The organism is Rhodoferax sp. (assembly GCF_018780565.1).
Classification (GTDB): Bacteria; Pseudomonadota; Gammaproteobacteria; order Burkholderiales; family Burkholderiaceae_C; genus Rhodoferax.
On record NZ_JADMJN010000006.1, the window covers coordinates 1 to 20,853 of the forward strand.

Genomic DNA, 20,853 nt, shown 5'->3' on the forward strand with positions numbered 1-20,853 from the left:
AAAATCGCTTGGATTTCCACTTATCCTACTGTTCAAATTTGTCGGACCACTTCTAGGAACCACGACAAGTACCAAATAATCAGTACCGTCGAAAATATGATCGCTAAGGTGATCCAATCTCGGATTCCTACATTTTTATGTTTGCTGTCATTGGTCGTTGCCATTACTTGCCTCCCCTTATCGGACTGTTTTTAGTTACTTACCCCAACTATCCTTCAACCCCACTGCCAAATTAAACACCGGCTTGCTTCCCTGCACATGGTCAATGCGATCCGCCACAAAGTACCCATGCCGCTCAAACTGAAACTGTTGCCCCGCCTTGGCATTCGCCAGTGAGGGCTCAACAATCGCAGTCACCACCTTCAAGCTGTTCGGGTTCAAGCTCTCAATAAAGTCTTTGCCGCCCGCATCGGGCTGCGCATCCAAAAACAAGCGGTCGTACATGCGCACCTCCGCGTTCACGCCGTTGGCCACGCCCACCCAGGTGATGGCGGCTTTCACCTTCACCAGATCGCTACCGGGCGTGCCGCTCTTGGTGTCGGGCACCACAGTGGCATGCACTTGCGCGATGACGCCGTTGGCATCTTTGGCGCAGCCGGTGCACTCGATCACATAGCCGCCCTTCAGGCGCACTTTGTTGCCGGGGAACAAACGCTTGTAGCCCTTGGGCGGCACTTCTTCAAAGTCTTCGCGCTCAATCCACACCTCTTTGCCGATGGTGAAGTGGCGTGCGGGTGGTGGCTCGGTGCCCTCGGGCGGATGGGGCAGGGCGGGCTGGGTGCAGGGCTCCAGGTGGCCGGCGACCCCCTTGTCGGCAAATACTTCGTCCCAGTTGGTCAGCACCAGTTTCACAGGGTTGATGACGGCCATGCCGCGGTGGGCCACGGTTTCCAGGTCTTCGCGCAGGCAGCCTTCCAGGGTGCTGTAGTCGATCCAGCTGTCGCTCTTGGTCACGCCAATGCGTTCGGCAAACAGTTGCAGGCTGGCAGGCGTGTAGCCGCGGCGGCGCAGGCCGACTATTGTTGGCATGCGGGGGTCGTCCCAGCCCTGCACCTTGTGGTCGTACACCAGTTGCGCCAGTTTGCGCTTGCTGGTGATCACATAGGTGAGGTTCAGCCGTGCAAACTCGTACTGATGCGGTGCGGGGGCCGCCAGCAGGCCACCTTCGATGAGGCGCTCCAGCAGCCAGTCGTAAAACGGGCGCTGGTCTTCAAATTCCAGCGTGCACAGGCTGTGGGTGATTTGCTCCAGCGCGTCTTCAATCGGGTGGGCAAAGGTGTACATCGGGTAGATGCACCATTTGTCACCCGTGTGGTGATGCGTGGCGCGGCGGATGCGGTAGATGGCCGGGTCGCGCATGTTGATGTTGGGGCTGGCCATGTCGATCTTGGCGCGCAGCACCATCGAGCCGTCTTCATGCTTGCCGTCGCGCATTTCGCGGAAGATACGCAAATTTTCTGCAGCAGTGCGGGTGCGAAACGGGCTGTCCACCCCGGGCTTGCCAAAGTCGCCCCGGTTGATGCGCATTTGCTCTGCGGTTTGCTCGTCCACATAGGCGCAGCCGGCTTCGATCAGGTGCTCGGCGGCGCGGTACATGAAGTCGAAGTAGTCGCTGGCCTGGTAGGGGGCCGCATTGGCGCTGCCGTTCCAGTCAAAGCCCAGCCACTTCACCGCGTCGATGATGCTGTTCACATACTCGGTGTCTTCTTTTTCGGGGTTGGTGTCGTCAAAGCGCAGGTGGCACACGCCACCATAGTCACGCGCCAGGCCAAAGTTGATGCAAATGCTTTTGGCGTGGCCAATGTGCAGGTAGCCATTGGGCTCGGGCGGAAAGCGGGTGCGAATTTTGGCGGGGTCTGGCTGGCCTGCGGCATGGTGCGCGGCGTCGCCGGGGCTGCCGGCCCAGAGGCGGGTGGCGTAGGTGCCGGCGGCTAGGTCATGTTCGATGATCTGGCGCAGGAAGTTGCTGGGTTTGACGGCTTCAGTGGCAGCAGCGGCTGCATGGGGGTTGGCGGGGGTGGGGGAGCTCATGCGCTTGATTTTAGACCGCGTGCTTTGCTGCAGTACCATCGCCACACTTGAAGGCCATCCCGCCCTACCTCATGAATCAAAACGAAATTCCTGGCAGTCCTCCCGAAACCGTGCAAGTGGGGCGTGCCGAGTTGCACGCGGCGGTGCAGGCCGGCATTATTTCCACCACGCAGGCCCAGCACCTGTGGTCGCGCTGGCGTGCGCCGGGCGTGGCAGCGGCCGTGCTGGCCGACATGCAGGGCCGCCGGGTTGGGGATGGGTTGGGCGGGCCGGGCTTCAGCTTCACCAATACCTTGTATTACTTTGGCGGCATGGTGGCCATTGGCGCGATGACGCTGTTCATGACGCTGGGCTGGCAGGCCTTGGGTGCCTGGGGCCTGCTGGCCATCAGCGCAGCCTACCTGCTGGCCTGCCTGAAGGTGGCCGACCATTTGAAGGGCCGCTATTTGCCGATACCGGCGGGCATTCTGGCCACGCTGGCGGTGTGCCTGGTGCCGCTGATGGTGTGGTGCGTGCAGTCCGGCCTGGGCCTGTGGCCACCTGGCGGGCCCCAAAGCTATGCCAGCTACCACACGCTGATTGACTGGCGCTGGCTCACGCTTGAATTTGCCACGCTGGCCGCCGGCGTGGTGATGCTGTGGCGCTACCGCCTGCCCTTTATGGTGATGCCGTTGGCGGTCACTATCTGGTACATGAGCATGGACCTGGCCAATGCACTGATGCAAAACGCGGGTTTTGACTGGCAATTCACGCGCGATGTGTCCATGGTGTTTGGCCTGGCCACTTGCGCCATTGCCGTGCAGGTGGATATACGCAGCCGCCGGGCGCAAACGGCTGAGTGGCGGCAGGACTATGCGTTCTGGCTGTACCTGTTTGGCGCCATCATGTTCTGGTGCGGCCTGAGCTGGCGCGACTCCAACTCGGAGCTGGGCAAGTTGGGCTACGCGCTGATCAATGTGTTTTTGGTGTTTGTGGGCGCGGCCATCGGGCGGCGGGTGTTCACGGTGCTGGGGGCATTTGGGGTGGCAGGCTATCTGGGTTACCTGTCGCACCGGGTGTTCAAGGACAGTTTGCTGTTTCCCTTTGCGCTCACCCTGCTGGGCCTGGGGGTGGTGGTGCTGGGCATCTGGTGGCAGCGCAACGAGGCGCGGATCAATGCGCGCTTGAGCGCCTGGGTGCCTGCCGGGCTGCGCGGCTGATGGGACTAGCGCCTATTCAGTACTGGTGCATTGGCGCGCTGGCGTGGAGCTGGGCCGGCGTGTAGGGGGGGCTTATTCCAGCAGGGTGGCGGCAAAGGCGTTGATAGCGTCCAGCTCGGGCGGCAGTACGGTGTATTTCAGGCCCTCGTGGGTGAGGGTGTGGCGCAGCGCCTTGTCGATGTTGCGGGCCTGCTCTTCGTCCTGAAAACGGCCGGTGTGGATGTATTTCTTGTCGCCGCGCTCCACCATCACATTCACGTTGTTGTGCTGCTTGTACCACTGCAGGATTTTGGCCCGCGTCTTGGGCACATCGCAGATGTTTTCTACATAGTGTTCGTTGTAGTACAGCACTTGCGGCAAGGAGCATTCGCTGACCAGAAACTGCACCTGGCCATCCAGCAACTCCAGCATTTCAAACTGGCGCTGCGCAATCTGGTATTGGTTCTTGAGGGCTTCAAAGTCGCGCTGCCAGACCAGCGACTTGGCGTAGTCCGGGATGCTCTCCACGGTTTTGTGGTGCAGGTTCAGGTACAGGATGATGGCTGACGAGAACAGTGATTTGTCGCACCCGGGGCCGCCAATGATGTTGATGACCTTGGTGGGGTACATCCGCATTTTGTTTTCCGGGAGGCGATCCACTGCGGTGGTGTATTGAATGGTCATGTCGGGCACCTCTGTGTTGGGCTGATGGCTTGCGCGTATGGTAGTGCCCGCACGGGGAATCGGCAAGCGAACTGGGTATTTGGAAATCAGGTGGCGATGCCGCTGCGCTCCAGGATGTCGCTGACCAGTTCCAGCCGCACCAGCGGGTTGTCCAGCTCCATCAGGCGGTATTTGTTCGCCAGTGGCATGGGCAGCAATTCGCACCAGCGGTTGGCGACCCAGGCACAGTCTTCAAGCAGGTAGGGTGCCTGCATCGGCATCTGGTCAAAGGGCACATCGCGTGCATGCAAGGTGTTGATGAGATTGCCCAGCGCGGTGGCCACACCCTTCAGGTCGTCGGGGATCTTGACTTGCTGGTCGTCGGGCTGGCGGACCACGTTGCCGATCCACAGACCGTGCTTGAGTTTGTTCTGGCTGGACAAGCGAAAACGGTGCGTGCCGGTGCAGCGGACCATCATCAGGCCGGACTGCGGGTGAGAAAGCTCGGTGATGGTGGCCAGCGTGCCCACGGGGTGAAAGGTCTCCTGCGCGGAGCCCTCGCCATCCTGGGTGCCCGATCCGGCCTTGCGCACTTCGCTGCCCTTGGTCAGCGTCACGACGCCAAACGGCGCGCCGGTCTTGTGGCATTTGCCGATCATGTCCAGGTAACGCACTTCGAAAATCCGAAGTGGCAACAGGCCGCCCGGAAAGAGCACTGTCTCCAGCGGAAACAGCGGGAGCGAAAACAGGGCAAGAGATTCAGTCATTGGCAGTGAAACGAATTGCGTTCCCGACATCATCCCACGAACTTCTGCGCCTTGCCTTGCGCCCCGGCGGCTACATGGCTTTGAACAGATGGGCGTAGAGGCGGCTTACCGGCAGTTTGTCAGCCCGACCACGCAGCGACAGGCTGAGTTTGCCAGCCTCGTCGCGGGTGATGGTGTCGATGCTGGCGGCATTGACCACCGTGCCGCGGTGGATTTGCCAGAAAGCGTGGGTGTCCAGTTGGGGCAGCAACTCTTTGAGCGGCGTGCGGATCAGGTATTCATGGTCGGCGGTTAGCACACGCACATACTTGTCTGCGGCTTCGAAATACACAATGTCTTCGATCGGCACCATGCGGATCGACGTGCCCACGCTGGCCTGGATGACTTTCAGGCGTGGCAGCGCCGCAGGCGGGGCCTGGGTACCGGTTGCCAGCAGACCGCGCAGTTGCCCCAGCGTTGCTTCGAAATTGAGAGCAGGCTGAGAATGATTGGCGAGGGCTAGCTGTAGTTTTGATATGGTTTTTTGCAGCCGGTTCGCTTGCACCGGTTTGAGCAGGTAATCCATGGCCTGGGCCTCAAAGGCCGCCATGGCGTACTGGTCGTAGGCGGTCACAAATACCAGGGCGGGAAAGGGCTTGCCGCCCGTGGCGTGGGTGTTCCATTCGTCGGCAAGTTCAGCCGCAGCGTCGAGCCCGCTCATGCCCGGCATGCGAATGTCGAAAAACAGGATATCGGGCAGGTGCTGCAGCGTTTGCGTCACGGCCGAGGCGCCATCACCCACCACCGCCAGCACCTGCAGTTCGGGCCAAAGCTTGGCGAGGTCTGCCTTCAGCGCGGCAGCCAGCAAGGGTTCGTCTTCCGCAATGAGTGCGGTGGGGCTAGGGCTTGGGCTCATGTTGGGCACGGAAAAGCAATGCAGGCCGTCGTCCCGCCTGTGCTATTTGCTAAAAATTTAATGGCTGCCTGGTCACCGTAGCTGGCTTCAAGCCGCTCACGCACTTGCGCCAGGCCAAAGCTGCCTGCGGCCTGCGATGCCTGGTTGAGGTCGGTGCTGCTGCCCACACCGGAGTCTTGCACCTCCAGGGTCAATTCGGCACCCGTGCGATGTGCGGCGACCCTGATTTCGCCGCCGTCCACCTTGGGCTCCAGGCCGTGCTTGATGCTGTTCTCCACCAGCGCCTGCAGTAGCAACGGGGGCACTTGCTGGTTTGCCAGCTCCGGCGGCAGATCCAGCGTGTAACGCAGGCGCGGCCCCATGCGAACAGCCATCAATTCCAGGTAGTCGTGCAGGCGGTCGAACTCGGCCTGCAGCGTGTGCGTGGTGGCACGTGACGCGGCCAGGGTCGCCCGCAGGTAGGCCACCAGCCGGTCCAGCATGTCCTGGGCTCGCGCCGGGTCTGCCCCGATGAGTGCGCGCAAATTGGCCAGGGTGTTGAACAGCATGTGCGGCTCCAGCTGGGTCTGCAGCAGCTTGAGCTGTGACTCGGCTGCATGGCGTTGGGCTGCCTCAGCCTGTGCGCTGGTGCGTGCCATGTCTTCCCGAGCGGTGGCCAGCTGCTCTCGGCTCATGAAGTAATAGGTGCTGCTGCCCCCCGCAACCAGGCTCAGAATCAGAAAACCGAAGGCTTTGCGCGGTGCGTCGGTCCAGTAATTGAAACTGTGCTGGTTGAGCAGCAGGTCAGCCACAAGCGTACCCAGGACAAAACCAGCGGTCGCCCCCAAAGGCACGAACCAGAACAGGCGACGCCAGTGTTTCTTGGGTTCGGGCATCAGCAGGCGGTGGCCGAAGTCGGTGATCATCCAGATGCTTAAGCCAATGCACTGCGAGTACACCAGGTTGTTGCCAAAGCTGTGTTCGCCAAAGCTGGTGATGCCCAGCGCAATGACCGTGCTGAATGCCGCGGCTTGAATGCAGCGTTCGAGGACGACGATGGTGAAAAGTGGCTTCATGCTTGTGTGAGCGCTGCCGGGTGACTAGGGCTTGTCCTGCTGCTTTTGCAGCCGTTCGCGTTCCTGGCTGACCAGACGCTCCCGCAGGCTGCCCCCTGGCTGCAGGATGAAAACCACCAGGCCGTGAATCATCAGGCCCAGACCCCAGCCAAAAGCCGATAGCAGCGCGAAATGGCGCCCCGTGAAGGTGGACAGAACGGCCAGGCCGGTGTTCACCACAATGAAAACGAGTGCATGGATGTACCAGCCCAGTTTTCGGCCAGCGCGTTTGCGGGCCAGGCGGTCAATTTCTTCAGGGGTCATAGGAGCTACCGGTTGGATTGACATGATGTTAGCGAAATTCAAACCCAGCCCGCATTAGTTCTGCGGGCGGCTGGAGTCCCGGGTCGGTCGGCCTGCAGCGCCAGGCGCCACAGACGGGCGGCACGGGCCAGAAAGACGCCACTGAACGCACCATACAGTGCACCGAAGGCCAGGCTGAAACTTGCGTCGTGAGCCAGCGCGGGTTGCATGGCAGTAACCGCGCCGACGATGTACCTGGTCATGAAGATGCCGAGAATCAGCATCAACGGTACCCAGCTGCCGGGCAAGGTGAAACGCCGCTTCCAGGTGTCAAAGTGGGTGGCATCCTGCAGCGGCTGCTGCAACACCAGCGCGGCCATCAGACCGCCGGCACACAGCCAGACCAGCAACACCTGGGGCTCTGCACCGAAGGCCGCTACCGTGCCGTACAGCGACAAACCAATCATGGCCAGCGGCATGAGGGTGATGCGCTTGAGCGAAGCGGTGCGGGTGACGGCCTGGCTCAAGCCCAGCCACAGCAACGCGACGAGCAAGACCCAGACCCAGCGGGGGGTGTTGGCGAGAATTTGATTCAGCATGATGGAGTCCTTGGTTGGTTAAGCGATGGGTGGACTTTGCCCGGCGGATGATGTTGGAGCCAGTGGCATGCGATCAAATGCGGGAATCGGGGCGTGAAATGCCGGAATGGGGTGTGAATGCGGACGTTCAATACGTTCGCCACGGTTCCCTACGCGACAGTGGCCGGTGAGCTGAGTGGGTAATATCTTCGACTTGTGCCTTTCATGCACAACGCCCAATCGGCGCAGCACACACAAATTGCACGTCAGGAGATATCCACATGGATTTGAGCTATTCCACTGAAGAGTTGGCCTTTCGAAACGAAGTCCGCTCATGGCTGGCAGATAACCTGCCCGCGGACATTCGCGACAAGGTCACCCAATACAAGCACCTCTCGCGTGATGACTACATGCGCTGGCACAAAATTCTGGCCGCCAAGGGCTGGGCGGTGCCGCACTGGCCGGTGGAATGGGGCGGAACCGGCTGGGACATCACCCAGCGCTATATTTCCGACAGCGAGTTCGGCCTGGCCGGCGCGCCTGCGTTGCCTTCATTCGGACCCCAGATGTGCGCGGCGGTCTTGCTGCGCTTTGGCACCGATGCCCAGAAAAACCGTTTTCTGCCGCGTATCCGGGACGGCGAGGACTTCTGGGTCCAGGGTTATTCAGAGCCGGGCTCCGGCTCCGACCTGGCTTCGCTGAAAACGAAGGCCGAGCGCCAGGGCGACCACTATCTGGTCAACGGCCAGAAGATCTGGACCACGCTGGCGCACTATGGCGACTGGATTTTTTGCCTGGTGCGAACCGATTCCAGCAGCGACAAACGCCAGGAAGGCATCAGCTTTCTGCTGATCGACATGAAGACACCCGGCATCACCGTGCGCCCCCTGATTTTGATGGATGGCAGCCACGAGGTGAACGAGGTGTTCTTCGAGAACGTCAAAGTGCCGGTGGAAAACCTGGTGCATGAAGAGAACAAGGGCTGGACGGTGGCCAAGTACCTGCTGGGCCACGAACGTCTGGGCAGTGCCAGCGTGGGCGGTTTGCAGCGCGAACTGGCGGCCCTGCGTGTGGTGGCCAAGCGTGAACTGAAAAACGGTCGTCCCTTGATTGAAGATCCACGTTTTCGCGATCGCCTCTCGCGCATCGAGATTGACCTCGCTGCACAGGAACTGACCGGCATGCGTTTTCTGGACAAGATGCGCAAGACCGGCCAGCCGCCCGGTGCGGACGTGTCCATGCTCAAGCTGCGGGGCACTGAAATTCAGCAGGCCATCACCGAGCTGATGATGCAGGCCGTAGGTCCCAACGCACAGCCCTTTGTGGCCGTTGAAGGTGGCTCGGTTGACCCGCACGCCTCACGCCTTTCTCCGCGCTATTTCAACTATCGCAAGGCCAGCATTTACGCCGGCTCCAATGAAATTCAACGCAACATCATTGCCAAGATGACGCTTGGGCTGTAACAAGGAAAACGACATGGATTTCGAATACAACGAAGAACAGCAGTTGCTCGCAGACTCGGTGAGCAAGTACCTCGCCAAGGCTTACGACTTCGAGTCGCGCAAGCAGGTCATCAACTCCAGTACCGGCTTCAACGATGCTGCCTGGACCGCATTCTCGGAAATGGGCCTGACCGCTATTCCGTTTGCCCAGGCCGATGGCGGCTTCGGTGGCGGCGCGGTGGACATGATGGCAGCGATGGAAGCTTTTGGCGAGGCGCTGGTCGTCGAGCCTGTGCTCGACCACATTGCGCTGGCCACTCGCCTGGTCGCGAAGACAGGCTCCGAGGCGCAACGCGCTGGGGTTCTGCCAGCCTTGATCGACGGTAGCCGCAAGGCGACGTTCGCTTATCTGGAGCGCGGTCAGCGTTTTACGCTGGAGCCCCAAACGACCACCGCCACCCCAAGCGGGGCGCAATGGAAGCTCGACGGCGAAAAGGTCGTGGTGGTGGGTGCGACGGTGGCTGACGTGCTGGTGGTCTCTGCCCGCACCGGTGCCGGCGCAAGCCTGTTCCTGGTGGATCGCACGGCGCCTGGCGTCAGTGTGAGTGCTTATCGCACGGTGGATGGTCAGCGTGCCGCTGATGTGAGCTTGCGCGGCGTCATGGTTGGTGCGGACGCACTGCTGGGTACGCAGGGTGGTGCCTTGCCTCACATCGAGGAAGCGGTGGACTTTGCGACCGCCTTGCTGTGTGCCGAAGCGGTTGGCGCCATGAAGTCGGCCAACGATGCAACACTGGAATACCTGAAGACACGCAAGCAGTTTGGCGCGCCCATCGGCTCGTTTCAGGCTTTGCAGCACCGCATGGTCGATATGTACATTACCTGTGAGCAAGCCCGCTCGATGGCGATTTTGGCGGCTTGCCGCGTGGATGCTGCTGCCAGCTCGACAGAGCCGGGCGCCGTTGCTACGCGCAAGGCGGCAATCTCATCGGCCAAGGTGAGCATCGCTGAATCGGCCCGCAAGATCAGCCAGGAATCGGTGCAGTTGCACGGCGGCATGGGCATGACCGAGGAGATGAAGGTGTCGCACACCTTCCGGCGCCTCACGGTGATTGCGCAGCGCTTTGGCGATGTGGACCACCATCTGGAGCGCTACGCTGCATTGACCTGATCTTTACTTTGCGGAAACGCGCCCGCCGCGCCGGCTTCCTACAATGGCTTTCATGAAAAAGTCATATTGGGTAGTGGGTACGGTGGGCGTTGTCATTTTGGCGGTGGGCGGTTGGTGGTGGAGCCAGCGCAGTGCCGCTGATGCGGTGCAATACCGCACCGCCAAAATCGAGCGCGGCTCGGTGCAGGCCACCGTGTCGGCCAGTGGTGTGGTCAATCCGGTGACGCAGGTGTCGGTCGGCACGCAGGTGTCGGGCCAGATCAAGGATTTGCTGGTTGATTTCAACTCCGAAGTGAAAGCCGGGCAGTTGATCGCCGTGATTGACCCTGAGACCTTCGAGTACCGGGTGCGCTCGGCACAGGCCGATGTGGATGCGGCCCAGGCTGCGGCCATGACGCAGCGGGCTGCCCTGGCCAAGGCGCAGGTGGACGCCGATGAGCTGCAGCGCGATTTTGATCGCAAAGCCAAGTTGGTGGCACAGCAGTACATTGCCGCGTCCGAGGCTGAAAAAGCCCAGGCGCTGGCGCGCAGTGGTGCCGAAAACATCAAACTGGTGGCGGCGCAGCTACAGAGCGCCTTGGCGGGTGTGGCTCAGCGGCAGTCGGCCCTGGCTCAGGCACGCATTGACCTGGCCAGGACGCGTATCACCTCACCGGTGAGCGGCATCGTGATCAAGCGGGCCATTGAAAAAGGCCAGACCGTGGCAGCCAGCCTGCAGTCGCCGGAGCTGTTTGTGATTGCCCAGAACTTGCAGGACATGCAGGTGGATGCCAGCATTGACGAGAGCGATGTCGGTCGTATCCGAACCGGACAAAAAGCCAGCTTTACCGTGGACGCATTCCCGGGCCAGACCTTCGAGGGCGAGGTGCGCCAGGTGCGCAAGGCGGCACAGAATGTGGCCAATGTGGTGACCTATGTGGCGGTCGTGGGCTTCGCAAACGTCGGCGGGAGGCTCTTGCCCGGTATGACCGCCAATGTGCGCGTGGCCACCGACATGCGTGAGAACGTGCTGAAGATCCCCAATGCCGCCTTGCGTGTGCGCATTGCGGGCGTGGAGCCGGCGCCAGCGCCTGCTGGCGCGGCATCCGCTGCAGGCAGCTCCACCAGTCAGTTGCGCGGCTGGACTTGGCTGAGTGAAGCGGTGGCCCAGACGGATAGAGGCGCGGCCGGGGCTGGCGGCGGACTGGCAGCGATGCGCGAGCGGCTGGTGACCGAGTTGCAACTCAGCACCGAGCAGCAAGGCAAGCTCGATGCCATCAGCGCCGGGATGCGCCCCCAGTTCATGGCCCTGCGCGATCTTGCGGAAGACCAGCGTGCTGCGGCCCGCGCCAAGGTGCTGGGCGAGATGCGCGGCAAGATCGCCGACATGCTCACGCCCGAGCAGAAGGCCAAATACCAGGTCATCGTGGCGGAAGCTGCCAGCCGCACCAGCACGCGTGGCCGTATCTACCTGCTGGGTGCAGATGGCAAGCCCAGAGCCTTCAATGTGCGCCTGGGCATCACCGATGGAAGCAGCACCGAGCTGATCGTGCCGGTCGCCAGCCCCGAGGCCAGCGACCTGAAGGAAGGCGCCGTGGTCATCACCGGTATTCAGCCTACGGGTAGCGCAGGTGCGGGTCAGCAGCGCCCGGGCGCCACGGCGCCACGGCTTGCGTTCTAGGGCAGCACGATGGCACTGATCGAGGCGCGCGAGCTCACCAAAATCTACCAGATGGGCAGCGCCGCGCAGGTCGCCGCCGGGGCGGGGCAGACCGTGCATGCCTTGCGCGGTGTGTCGCTGGACATTGAGGAAGGTGATTTCGTGGCCATCATGGGTGCGTCCGGCTCCGGCAAGTCGACGCTGATGAATATTCTGGGTTGCCTGGACTTGCCAACTTCCGGTGAGTACCGGCTGGCGGGTGAAGCCGTGGAAGCCATGGCGCAGGACCAGCTGGCTTCGATCCGCAACCGGCGTATCGGTTTTGTGTTTCAGCAGTTCAATTTGTTGCCTCGCACCAGTGCGCTGGAAAACGTCGAACTGCCCATGGTGTACGCCGGCATCCCTGCCAGGGAACGGCGTGCGCGCGGCCAGGCCGCTCTGGACCGTGTGGGCCTGGGCGAGCGGGGCGCACACACACCGTCCGAGCTGTCCGGCGGACAACAGCAGCGCGTGGCGATTGCGCGGGCGCTGGTGAACGACCCGCAATTGATTCTGGCTGACGAGCCGACGGGTGCGCTGGACTCCAGGACCAGTGACGACATCATGCGTTTGCTCACCGAGCTGAACTCACAGGGCATGACGGTGGTACTGGTCACCCATGAGAACGACATTGCCGCCTGGGCTCGGCGCAAGCTGGTGTTTCGCGATGGGCAGATCATTGAGGATGCGCGCCAAAGCGGCCACCTTCCCACCGCTCCGGGAGTGTCGGCATGAACTTCATGGCGGCGTTGCGCAGCGCCCTGCGAGCCTTGGCTGCCAACACCCTGCGTTCGATCCTGACCATGCTGGGCATCATCATCGGTGTGGCTGCCGTCATCACCATGATCGCGGTGGGCAGCGGTGCCACGCAGCGCGTGCAGGAGCAGATGAAGGGCCTGGGCTCCAACATCATGCTGGTGATTCCGGGCGGGGTCACGGCCGGCGGTGTGCGTCTGGGGGCGCAGACCGGGCAGGGCCTCACCGAGGAAGATTCGCTGGCGATCGCGCGTGAGGTGCCTGAAGTGCAGGTGGCGGCGCCGGCCTCGCGCACCGGGGCACAGGTGGTGGTGGGCAACACCAACTGGAGCACCTCCATATTGGGCACGACCAATGACTACCTCGAAGCGAGGGAGTGGCAGTTGTCCGAAGGGCGTGGGTTTGACGAAGCCGATGTGCAGGGTTCGGCCAAGGTGGTGATCATCGGGCAGACCGTGGCGCGGGAGTTGTTTGGCGACGCTGATCCGCTGGACAAGGTGATTCGGGTCAAGAAGGTTCCGGTGACTGTCATTGGTGTGTTGGCCAAGAAGGGCCAGAACTCGATGGGGCAGGACCAGGATGATGTGGCGATCGTGCCCATTTCCACCTACCGCAACCGCATTCAGGGTGGCACGGGGGGCAAGCTCAAACGGGTGGGTTTCATCAACGTGAAGGTGCGCGAGGGCCAGAGCATGAAGGTGGCCGAGGACAACATCAAGGAGTTGCTGCGCCAGCGCTTCAAGGTGCAGACTGGCGCCGACGATCCGTTCTCCATCCGCAACCTGACCGAGATACTGCAGGCGCAGGAAGCGTCGAGTCAGATCATGACCATGCTGCTGGCCGCTGTGGCGGGCATCAGCCTGATCATTGGCGGCATTGGCATCATGAACATCATGCTGGTGAGTGTGACCGAGCGCACCCGCGAGATCGGTCTGCGCATGGCCGTGGGGGCGCGGGGCAAAGACATCCTGGCGCAGTTCCTGATCGAGGCGGTGACCTTGAGTCTGATTGGCGGTGCCATTGGCGTGGTGCTGGGCGCGGTAGCCACTTGGGCGGTGGGGCAGTTTGCGGGCTGGCAGGTCAGCATGTCGGTCAGCTCCATCCTGCTGGCCGTGGGCTTTTCGGCGTTCGTTGGCGTTTTCTTTGGCTTCTACCCGGCACGTCGTGCGGCCAGTCTTTTGCCGATCCAGGCTCTGCGCTACGAATGAGTGAGTGGCCCGGCGATAATCCGGCGTCTTAAAGGAGTACGCGTGGATATTGCATTGCTGGTCAAGGCCGCCATCATGGGCATCGTCGAAGGTTTGACAGAATTTTTGCCCATCTCATCAACCGGTCATTTGATTCTTGCCGGTGCCCTGCTGGGTTTTGATGACGAGAAAGCCAAGGTGTTCGACATCGCGATCCAGACCGGCGCCATTTTTGCCGTCATCCTGGTTTACTGGCAGAAAATTCGCGATACGGTGGTTGCCCTGCCCACTGAAAAGCAGGCGCAGCGTTTTACCCTGAACGTGATCATTGCGTTCGTACCGGCCGTCATTTTGGGTCTGCTGTTTGGCAAGGCCATCAAGGCACACTTGTTCACGCCCGTGGTAGTGGCCAGCACCTTCATCATTGGTGGCTTCATCATTTTGTGGGCCGAGCGGCGCCAGCAAATCAATCCGGCCGTGGCGCGCATTCAGGAGGTGGAAGACATGACACCACTGGACGCCGTCAAGGTGGGCCTGGCGCAGTGCCTGGCCATGATTCCCGGCACCAGCCGCAGCGGCGCCACCATCATTGGCGCCATGTTGATGGGCTTGTCACGCAAGGCGGCAACTGATTTTTCTTTTTACCTGGCGATTCCCACCCTGATTGGGGCCGGTGCCTACAGCCTGTACAAGGATCGGGCCCTGATGTCGATGGCAGATGTGCCCTTGTTCAGCGTGGGTCTGGTGTTCTCGTTCCTCAGCGCGTGGCTGTGCGTGCGCTGGCTCTTGCGCTACATTGCGACCCACAGTTTTGTCGGGTTCGCGTACTACCGCATTGTGTTCGGTGTGGTGGTTCTGGCGACTGCCTGGAGCGGTGCTGTGACCTGGGCTGCCTGAGTCTTCACTGCCTTGACGTCATCAAAACGTCATGAATTTGTGCAATAGTTCAATATTCATTGAATTGATCGTATATCAAACAGTAACGCAGGAGTAGCTTATGAAAGTAGGTATCAACGGCATGGGCCGCATTGGCCGTCTGGCCTTGCGAGCCGCCATGGGCGCGGCGGATCGCCAGCAGGACGACCCGCGCGCAGGCAACCGGCTGGAGGTGGTGCACCTCAACGAGGTCAAAGGAGGTGCCGCTGCCAGCGCCCATTTGCTCACCTTTGACAGCGTGCAGGGGCGCTGGCGTGAAGACATTGCAGCCGAGGGTGAAGACCGTATTCGCATCGGCAACAGACAACTCTCGTTCTCATCGCATGCCAAGGCAGCGGACATTCCCTGGGGTGACAGGGGGGTGGACGTGGTGCTGGAATGCACCGGCAAGTTTCTCACGCCCGAAACGCTGCAAGGCCATCTGGACCGTGGCGCCAAGCGTGTGATCGTGGCCGCACCCGTGAAGGTGGGCAATGTGCTCAACGTGGTGGTCGGCGTGAATCACCATCTGTATGACCCCGCACAACACCCCATCGTCACGGCGGCGTCCTGCACCACCAACTGCCTGGCCCCGGTGGTCAAGGTCGTGCATGAGGCGATTGGCATCCGCCACGGCCAGATCACCACCATCCACGATCCCACCAATACCAACCTGATGGTGGATGCACCGCACAAGGATTTGCGCCGCGCCCGCAGTGCCATGCTCAGCCTGTCGCCCACCACCACGGGCAGTGCCACGGCCATTGCACTGATCTACCCTGAGCTCAAAGGCAAGCTCAACGGTCATGCGGTTCGCGCGCCTGTACTCAACGCCTCGCTCACCGACTGCGTGTTTGAAATGAAGCGCGAGACCAGCGCGGAAGAGGTCAACGCCCTGTTCGCCGCTGCAGCCAAGGGTTCGCTGGCCGGCATCCTGGGCTACGAGGAGCGGCCCCTGGTGAGTGCCGATTACGCCCGCGACACACGCAGCGCCATCGTCGATGCGCCCTGCACCATGGTGACGGATGGCACCTTGTTGAAGGTCTATGCCTGGTATGACAACGAGATGGGCTACGCCTGCCGCATGGTGGATCTGGCCTGCCATATGGAAACGGCGGGTATCTGACATGACGCTCTCTGCTGGCGCCAGCGCCGCACGTCACTACGCCATCGTCACCAGCGCGTACTGGGGCTTCACGCTGACAGACGGTGCGCTGCGCATGCTGGTGTTGCTGCACTTTTACAAGCTGGGGTATTCACCTTTTGCCTTGGCGTTTTTATTCCTCTTGTATGAAGCTGCTGGCATTGCCGCGAACCTGATCGGCGGGTGGCTGGCCACGCGCTATGGCATTGCGCGCATGCTGGCCGTGGGGTTGAGCACACAGATCGCGGGCTTCTTGTTGCTCTCTGCGCTGTCACCCGACTGGACGGCAACGATGTCGGTGGCCTGGGTGGTTTTGTCGCAGGGTGTGTGTGGCGTGGCCAAGGACCTGACCAAAACTGCCAGCAAGTCCGCCATCAAGCTCACGGCGGGGGAGGCCTCGGGCCAGCTGTTCAAGTGGGTGGCCTGGTTTACCGGCAGCAAAAACGCCATGAAGGGTATCGGTTTCTTTTTGGGTGGCGTGCTGCTTGAGGTGCTGGGGTTCAGGGGCTCACTGTGGGTGATGGCCGCATTGCTGTCACTGGTGCTGATGGGCGTGGTGCTGTTTGTGCCCAAGCTCATGGGCAAGAGCAAGGCATCCCGGTCAGCCAGGGAGCTGTTTGCCAAAAACCGCGGAATCAACCTGCTGGCAGCCGCCCGCGTGGTTTTGTTTGGCGCGCGGGATGTGTGGTTTGTGGTGGGGGTGCCGGTGTTTTTGTATGCATCCGGCTGGTCGCGGCCCATGGTCGGGGGCTTCCTCGCCCTGTGGACCATTGGCTATGGCATGGTGCAGGCTTTTGCGCCGCACCTGGTGCGACGCAGTGAGGATGGCTTGAGCACCGAGGTGCCTGCGGCGAGGCTCTGGTCTGCCATGCTGGCTGTAGTGCCGGTTGCGCTGGCCCTTGCGGTGGCGATGGATGTGCCCCGCCTGGAATGGGTGGTGGTAGGCGGATTGGGCATCTTCGGTTTTGCCTTTGCAGTCAATTCGTCCGTGCACTCTTACCTGGTCCTGGCGTATGCCGGCTCGGAGAAGGCCGCGGAAGATGTGGGCTTTTATTACGCCGCCAACGCGTTGGGCCGCTTTTTTGGCACGCTGATGTCGGGTTTGCTGTACCAGTGGGGTGGTTTGCTTTATGCCCTGATGGGTTCGGCCGTGATGTTGACGGCCTGTTGGCTCGTGACGCTGGCCTTGCCCGTTGCCAAACACGCGAAGGGGGTTGCGGTATGAAGGAGCAAGATGTCGTCAAGGCGCTCGCTGCGCTGGCCCAGCAGTCGCGCTTGCAGATTTTCAGGAGCCTGGTGGTGGCGGGTGAAACGGGCATGACGCCCACGCGCATCGCCGAGGCCCTGGATCTGCCAAGTACCGGTTTGTCGTTTCACTTGAAGGAGCTGACCCATGCCGGTCTGATCACCCAGGAGCGCGATGGCCGCAATCTGATTTACCGGGCGGCCTTTGCCACAATGAATGACGTGCTGGCCTACCTCACGCTCAACTGCTGTGAGGGGCAGTCGTGCCAACTGCTTGATGTCACGGCAAGCTGTCAGGTCAAATCCGCATAGCCGTGATGAAATGGCTTCGATAAGGAGGGAACCCGATGAACTACTTTCTGCATTTGTTGAATGGTGGTGCCGGCAATCTGGCCGCTTACCTGGCGGCACATGTGCTGCTGTGTCTGTTGCCGGCCTTCTTTATCGCCGGAGCCATGGCAGCGTTGATTCCCAAAGCCAGCATCACCCGCTGGCTGGGGCGCAACACACCTGCCCATGTTTCCTACCCGGCAGCGGCGGCGGCGGGCTCCTTGCTGGCGGTGTGCTCGTGCACCATCGTGCCGCTCTTTGCGGGTATCTATCGCAAAGGAGCGGGCATCGGGCCTGCCATCACGTTCCTGTTTTTTGCCCCGGCGGGCAACATCATGGCCCTGGCCTACACCGGCGGCATTCTCGGCGCAGAGTTTGCGGTTGCACGGTTTGTGTTGTGTCTGCTCTTCGGTATGGGTATTGGCTTGCTGATGGCCATGCTGTTTTGGCGCGACGATGCGAACCATGATGCGCAAACCGACACGCTGTTTGCTGACAAGGCCAGTGTCGGATCTGCAGCCACCGGCCTCCTGCTGGCCATGGTGGCGTTGCTGATTGCGGGCACACTGAAGCTCTGGCCACTGACCGCCACGCTTGCCACAGTGAGTCTGCCCCTAGGGTGGGCCGAGGCATGGCAAGAGACCTTGTTTCATTGGGTGCCCTTTGATGCCGCCAAGGGAGAGGAAGGGGTCAGCTTTCAAGGTTCGGTACTGATTGCCTTGTTGCTGCTGATTGCCGCGACGGCCTGGAAGGGGCTGGAGAACATCATCGAGGGTGCGAACCGCTGGACATGGGTCACACTGGGCCTGGCGGCCACAACCTTGCTGGTCGCTGCCCTGCGCCTGACGCCCCAGGGCGGCGTACTTCATGTGGCCATGACGGGGCGCTTCCTGGCTGTCGGCTTGTGTTTGTGGGCTGTCTGGCACTATGCCAAGCGCCTGGACGTGGATGCGCGGCAAGCATGGCTCTGGGAAGCCTGGCGGTTTGTGAAGCAGATTTTTGGTTTGCTGGTGGTGGGCGTCTTCATCGTGGGCATGATTCGCCAGGTCATCCAGCCTGAATGGATTCAAAATCTGGCGGGCCGAAACGACCTGGCCGCCAACGCGGTTGCGGTTGTGTTTGGTGTTTTCATGTATTTCCCGACCCTGGTGGAGGTGCCCGTTGCCAAGATGTTTCTTGATCTGGGCATGCACCCCGGCCCGCTGCTGGCTTACCTGATGGCGGACCCGGAGTTGAGTCTGCAGAGTATCTTGATGGTGATCGCTGTGATTGGGCGCAAGAAAACATTCGCTTATGTCGGCATGGTGGCCCTGTTCAGCATGGCCGCAGGTTTACTCTATGGTTCCTGGGTCGACGGCATGTCATGGACGCAACTTGTCCTGGGCCTGTCGGTGTTCATTGCCGTGTTGGCCGCGCTTTTAGGGGGGCTTCATCGGCGACAAAAAAATGCCCAAACGCTCACCTGAGCCATTGTTCTTACCAAGGAGAAAGCCATGTTGAAAGTGAAAATTCTCGGTTCCGGCTGCGCCAACTGCAAGAAGCTGGAGTCCATCGCAAGAGACGCCGCGAGCACGGCGGGTGTGAACGCTGAATTCGTCAAAGTCACCGACATGAAGGACATCATGGCCTACGACCTGCTGTCCACACCGGCGCTGGTGATCAACGAGAAAGTGGTTTCCAGCGGTCGCATTCCCACCAAGGCTGAAGTCCAGCAGTGGCTGCTTGCTTGAGCTTTGCCTGGCCTTAGCCCAGGCTCTGCAAGTTCAGTACCGCAGCTTCCAGGGCGGCTGCCGTGGCCATCGGTTTTTCCATGGGAAACAGGTGGCTGCCGTCAAGCATCATGATGCGGCCGTGGGTAATTTTTTCGGTCATGGTCATACCCACCTGCTTCATCTCCACGGAGTGGCGTCCGCCAATGAAGGCGACCGGGCACTTGATGGGGTGGCGCCGGAACAGCCGGTCCAGGTTGTCGGGCACGGTGTTGTAAATGGCGGTTTCGATCGCGCGGTCAAAACTCAACACCCTTTTTTTCTCGTCGCCACGGCCCTCGTCATGGGTGCCATGGGCGATGTAGTCCCGCAGCACCTGCGGGTCCCATTTGGCGAAAGCTTTTTTGTGGCGAAAGTGTTCCAGGGCGGCATCCTGGCTGGGCCAGCTGTTGCGGCGCTGGCGGCTGATGGCGCCGGGTGACACGGCCCCCACCATTTGCGTGGTCTTCATCATGCCCAGTGTCGTGGCGCGCCAGCCACCCAGCAGCGGCGAATCCAGCAGCACCACCCCGTGGGCCAGCTCGGGTGCGCGCGCTGCGGCCATGACACTGACGAAACCACCAAATGAATGCCCCACCAGGTAAGCAGGCTCTCCAGCCTTCTCAACCTCGACCTGCGCAAAGTCCAGCAACTGCTGCACCAGATGCGGCCAGTTGTCGGTGACGGGGTATTTCTCGTCATGGCCAAATTTTTCAATCGCCTTGACGGTGAAGCCGCGTGACTTCAGGCTTTTGAACATGACGCCATAGGTGCTGGCGGCAAAACTGTTGGCGTGCGAGAAGATGATGAGGGGCATGGCGGGTCACAAAAAAGTTAAATCAGTTTTTCTTGCGGCGTACTGATTTTTTTCAGCGGACGGCTGCGCGCGGAGGGCAGCATCAGCGGCACTTCGGTTTGCTCGCCATTCCACATCGGGTCCTCGATGCTGTCAAACACCTCGCGCAGCTTTTGGCCCCAACTGCCATGCAGCATGCGGAAATAGGGATTGTTTTCGTCGATACAGACAATCTTGTCGGTCTGGAACTGGTTGGCTTCGTACACCACCATGTCCAGCGGCAAACCCACAGACAGATTGGACTTGAGCGTGGAGTCCATCGACACCAGCGCACACTTGGCAGCCTCGTCCAGCGGGGTGTCGGGTGTGATCACGCGGTCGAGCACCGGTTTGCCATACTTGGATTCGCCCACCTGAAAATAGGGCGTCTCGGGCGTAGCCTCTATGAAGTTGCCGGCGGAGTAGACCTGAAACAGGCGCATGCCTTCGCCCTTGACCTGACCGCCAAAAATCAGCGATACATTGAACTCGACACCGGCCTGCTTGAGCGAGGCGGCATCACGCTCGTATACCCGACGAATGGCCGAACCCAGCACGCGGGCCGCGTCGAACATGCTCTTGGCGTTCCAGATGGTGACTGGCTCAGCCTCAGGGTGTTCCTTCAGTTGCTCAATTTGCAGAATCTCGCGCACCGACTGCGAAATGCTGAGATTGCCCGCTGAGAGCAGCACCATAAAACGATCATCGGGCTTCTCGTACACGATCATTTTGCGAAAAGTGCTGATCTGGTCGAGCCCCGCATTGGTGCGTGAATCAGACAGGAAAACCAGTCCGGCATTGAGTTTGATGGCGACGCAATAGGTCATGAAAATAGTGCCTGAAAGAGAAAAGGAAGGGGGTGAAACCGTCGGCCCCCGTATGAGCTTGGTGCTACCTGGGTGCAGACGCTGCAGCACTTGCCACGGCCACTTGTCTGCCACGTGAGGCCCCCA

Annotated in this window: 21 protein-coding genes; 12 read left to right on the forward strand and 9 right to left on the reverse strand. The window is 61.0% G+C overall.

Features of this window, described 5'->3' with window-relative positions:
- Positions 1-195: 195 nt before the first annotated feature.
- Complete coding sequence (locus IV109_RS10415) at positions 196-2,031, reverse strand: glutamine--tRNA ligase/YqeY domain fusion protein (RefSeq protein WP_296695795.1); 1,836 nt, start codon at positions 2,029-2,031, stop codon at positions 196-198.
- A gap of 71 nt (positions 2,032-2,102) precedes the next feature.
- Between IV109_RS10415 and IV109_RS10420 the strand changes: the two genes are divergently transcribed.
- The gene (locus IV109_RS10420; protein WP_296695796.1) at positions 2,103-3,230 is read left to right on the forward strand and encodes a DUF2157 domain-containing protein; all 1,128 of its coding nucleotides are present in this window, start codon (positions 2,103-2,105) and stop codon (positions 3,228-3,230) included.
- A gap of 72 nt (positions 3,231-3,302) precedes the next feature.
- Here IV109_RS10420 and IV109_RS10425 read toward each other — a convergent pair whose 3' ends face one another.
- The 6 genes from IV109_RS10425 to IV109_RS10450 all read right to left on the reverse strand — a co-directional run bounded on the left by IV109_RS10425 (position 3,303) and on the right by IV109_RS10450 (position 7,473).
- A complete protein-coding gene (locus IV109_RS10425) occupies positions 3,303-3,893 on the reverse strand; it encodes a hypothetical protein (RefSeq protein ID WP_296695801.1) in 591 nt (196 codons plus the stop codon).
- 86 nt (positions 3,894-3,979) lie between these two features.
- Positions 3,980-4,639, reverse strand: coding sequence for an LON peptidase substrate-binding domain-containing protein (locus IV109_RS10430; RefSeq protein ID WP_296695804.1), 660 nt, complete (start codon positions 4,637-4,639; stop codon positions 3,980-3,982).
- Between the two features lie 70 nt (positions 4,640-4,709).
- The gene (locus tag IV109_RS10435; protein WP_296695809.1) at positions 4,710-5,534 is read right to left on the reverse strand and encodes a LytTR family DNA-binding domain-containing protein; all 825 of its coding nucleotides are present in this window, start codon (positions 5,532-5,534) and stop codon (positions 4,710-4,712) included.
- Positions 5,531-6,589, reverse strand: coding sequence for a histidine kinase (locus tag IV109_RS10440; RefSeq protein WP_296695813.1), 1,059 nt, complete (start codon positions 6,587-6,589; stop codon positions 5,531-5,533). Before IV109_RS10440 ends, IV109_RS10435 begins: the two co-directional genes overlap by 4 nt.
- A gap of 24 nt (positions 6,590-6,613) precedes the next feature.
- Positions 6,614-6,892, reverse strand: a complete 279-nt coding sequence (locus IV109_RS10445) for a 2TM domain-containing protein (RefSeq protein ID WP_296695816.1) — start codon at positions 6,890-6,892, stop codon at positions 6,614-6,616.
- Positions 6,893-6,930: 38 nt separating this feature from the next.
- Complete coding sequence (locus IV109_RS10450) at positions 6,931-7,473, reverse strand: DUF6622 family protein (protein ID WP_366834235.1); 543 nt, start codon at positions 7,471-7,473, stop codon at positions 6,931-6,933.
- A 257-nt stretch (positions 7,474-7,730) separates the two neighbouring features.
- Between IV109_RS10450 and IV109_RS10455 the strand changes: the two genes are divergently transcribed.
- From IV109_RS10455 to IV109_RS10505, 11 genes are all read left to right on the forward strand, one after another.
- A complete protein-coding gene (locus tag IV109_RS10455; protein WP_296695822.1) occupies positions 7,731-8,912 on the forward strand; it encodes an acyl-CoA dehydrogenase family protein in 1,182 nt (393 codons plus the stop codon).
- A 13-nt stretch (positions 8,913-8,925) separates the two neighbouring features.
- Positions 8,926-10,062, forward strand: a complete 1,137-nt coding sequence (locus tag IV109_RS10460; protein ID WP_296695826.1) for an acyl-CoA dehydrogenase family protein — start codon at positions 8,926-8,928, stop codon at positions 10,060-10,062.
- A 52-nt stretch (positions 10,063-10,114) separates the two neighbouring features.
- Positions 10,115-11,722: an efflux RND transporter periplasmic adaptor subunit gene (locus tag IV109_RS10465; RefSeq protein ID WP_296695828.1), complete on the forward strand. Its 1,608-nt coding sequence runs from the start codon at positions 10,115-10,117 to the stop codon at positions 11,720-11,722.
- Between the two features lie 9 nt (positions 11,723-11,731).
- Positions 11,732-12,475 carry an ABC transporter ATP-binding protein gene (locus tag IV109_RS10470; RefSeq protein WP_296695831.1) on the forward strand — a complete coding sequence of 248 codons (744 nt, stop codon included), beginning with the start codon at positions 11,732-11,734 and terminating at the stop codon, positions 12,473-12,475.
- Positions 12,472-13,704 carry an ABC transporter permease gene (locus IV109_RS10475; protein WP_296695835.1) on the forward strand — a complete coding sequence of 411 codons (1,233 nt, stop codon included), beginning with the start codon at positions 12,472-12,474 and terminating at the stop codon, positions 13,702-13,704. Before IV109_RS10470 ends, IV109_RS10475 begins: the two co-directional genes overlap by 4 nt.
- Before the next feature lie 42 nt (positions 13,705-13,746).
- The gene (locus tag IV109_RS10480; RefSeq protein WP_296695838.1) at positions 13,747-14,580 is read left to right on the forward strand and encodes an undecaprenyl-diphosphate phosphatase; all 834 of its coding nucleotides are present in this window, start codon (positions 13,747-13,749) and stop codon (positions 14,578-14,580) included.
- Between the two features lie 100 nt (positions 14,581-14,680).
- Complete coding sequence (locus IV109_RS10485) at positions 14,681-15,724, forward strand: ArsJ-associated glyceraldehyde-3-phosphate dehydrogenase (RefSeq protein WP_296695841.1); 1,044 nt, start codon at positions 14,681-14,683, stop codon at positions 15,722-15,724.
- Between the two features lies 1 nt (position 15,725).
- Complete coding sequence (gene arsJ, locus IV109_RS10490) at positions 15,726-16,967, forward strand: organoarsenical effux MFS transporter ArsJ (RefSeq protein WP_296695843.1); 1,242 nt, start codon at positions 15,726-15,728, stop codon at positions 16,965-16,967.
- A complete protein-coding gene (locus tag IV109_RS10495; protein WP_296695848.1) occupies positions 16,964-17,299 on the forward strand; it encodes a metalloregulator ArsR/SmtB family transcription factor in 336 nt (111 codons plus the stop codon). Before arsJ ends, IV109_RS10495 begins: the two co-directional genes overlap by 4 nt.
- Before the next feature lie 35 nt (positions 17,300-17,334).
- Positions 17,335-18,783: a permease gene (locus IV109_RS10500; protein ID WP_296695851.1), complete on the forward strand. Its 1,449-nt coding sequence runs from the start codon at positions 17,335-17,337 to the stop codon at positions 18,781-18,783.
- 27 nt (positions 18,784-18,810) lie between these two features.
- Complete coding sequence (locus tag IV109_RS10505; RefSeq protein ID WP_296695855.1) at positions 18,811-19,047, forward strand: thioredoxin family protein; 237 nt, start codon at positions 18,811-18,813, stop codon at positions 19,045-19,047.
- Positions 19,048-19,060: 13 nt separating this feature from the next.
- Here IV109_RS10505 and IV109_RS10510 read toward each other — a convergent pair whose 3' ends face one another.
- Both IV109_RS10510 and IV109_RS10515 read right to left on the reverse strand, forming a co-directional pair.
- Positions 19,061-19,882 carry an alpha/beta hydrolase gene (locus IV109_RS10510; RefSeq protein ID WP_296695858.1) on the reverse strand — a complete coding sequence of 274 codons (822 nt, stop codon included), beginning with the start codon at positions 19,880-19,882 and terminating at the stop codon, positions 19,061-19,063.
- Positions 19,883-19,899: 17 nt separating this feature from the next.
- Positions 19,900-20,727, reverse strand: coding sequence for a proteasome-type protease (locus tag IV109_RS10515; protein WP_296695861.1), 828 nt, complete (start codon positions 20,725-20,727; stop codon positions 19,900-19,902).
- Between the last annotated feature and the right edge of the window lie 126 nt (positions 20,728-20,853).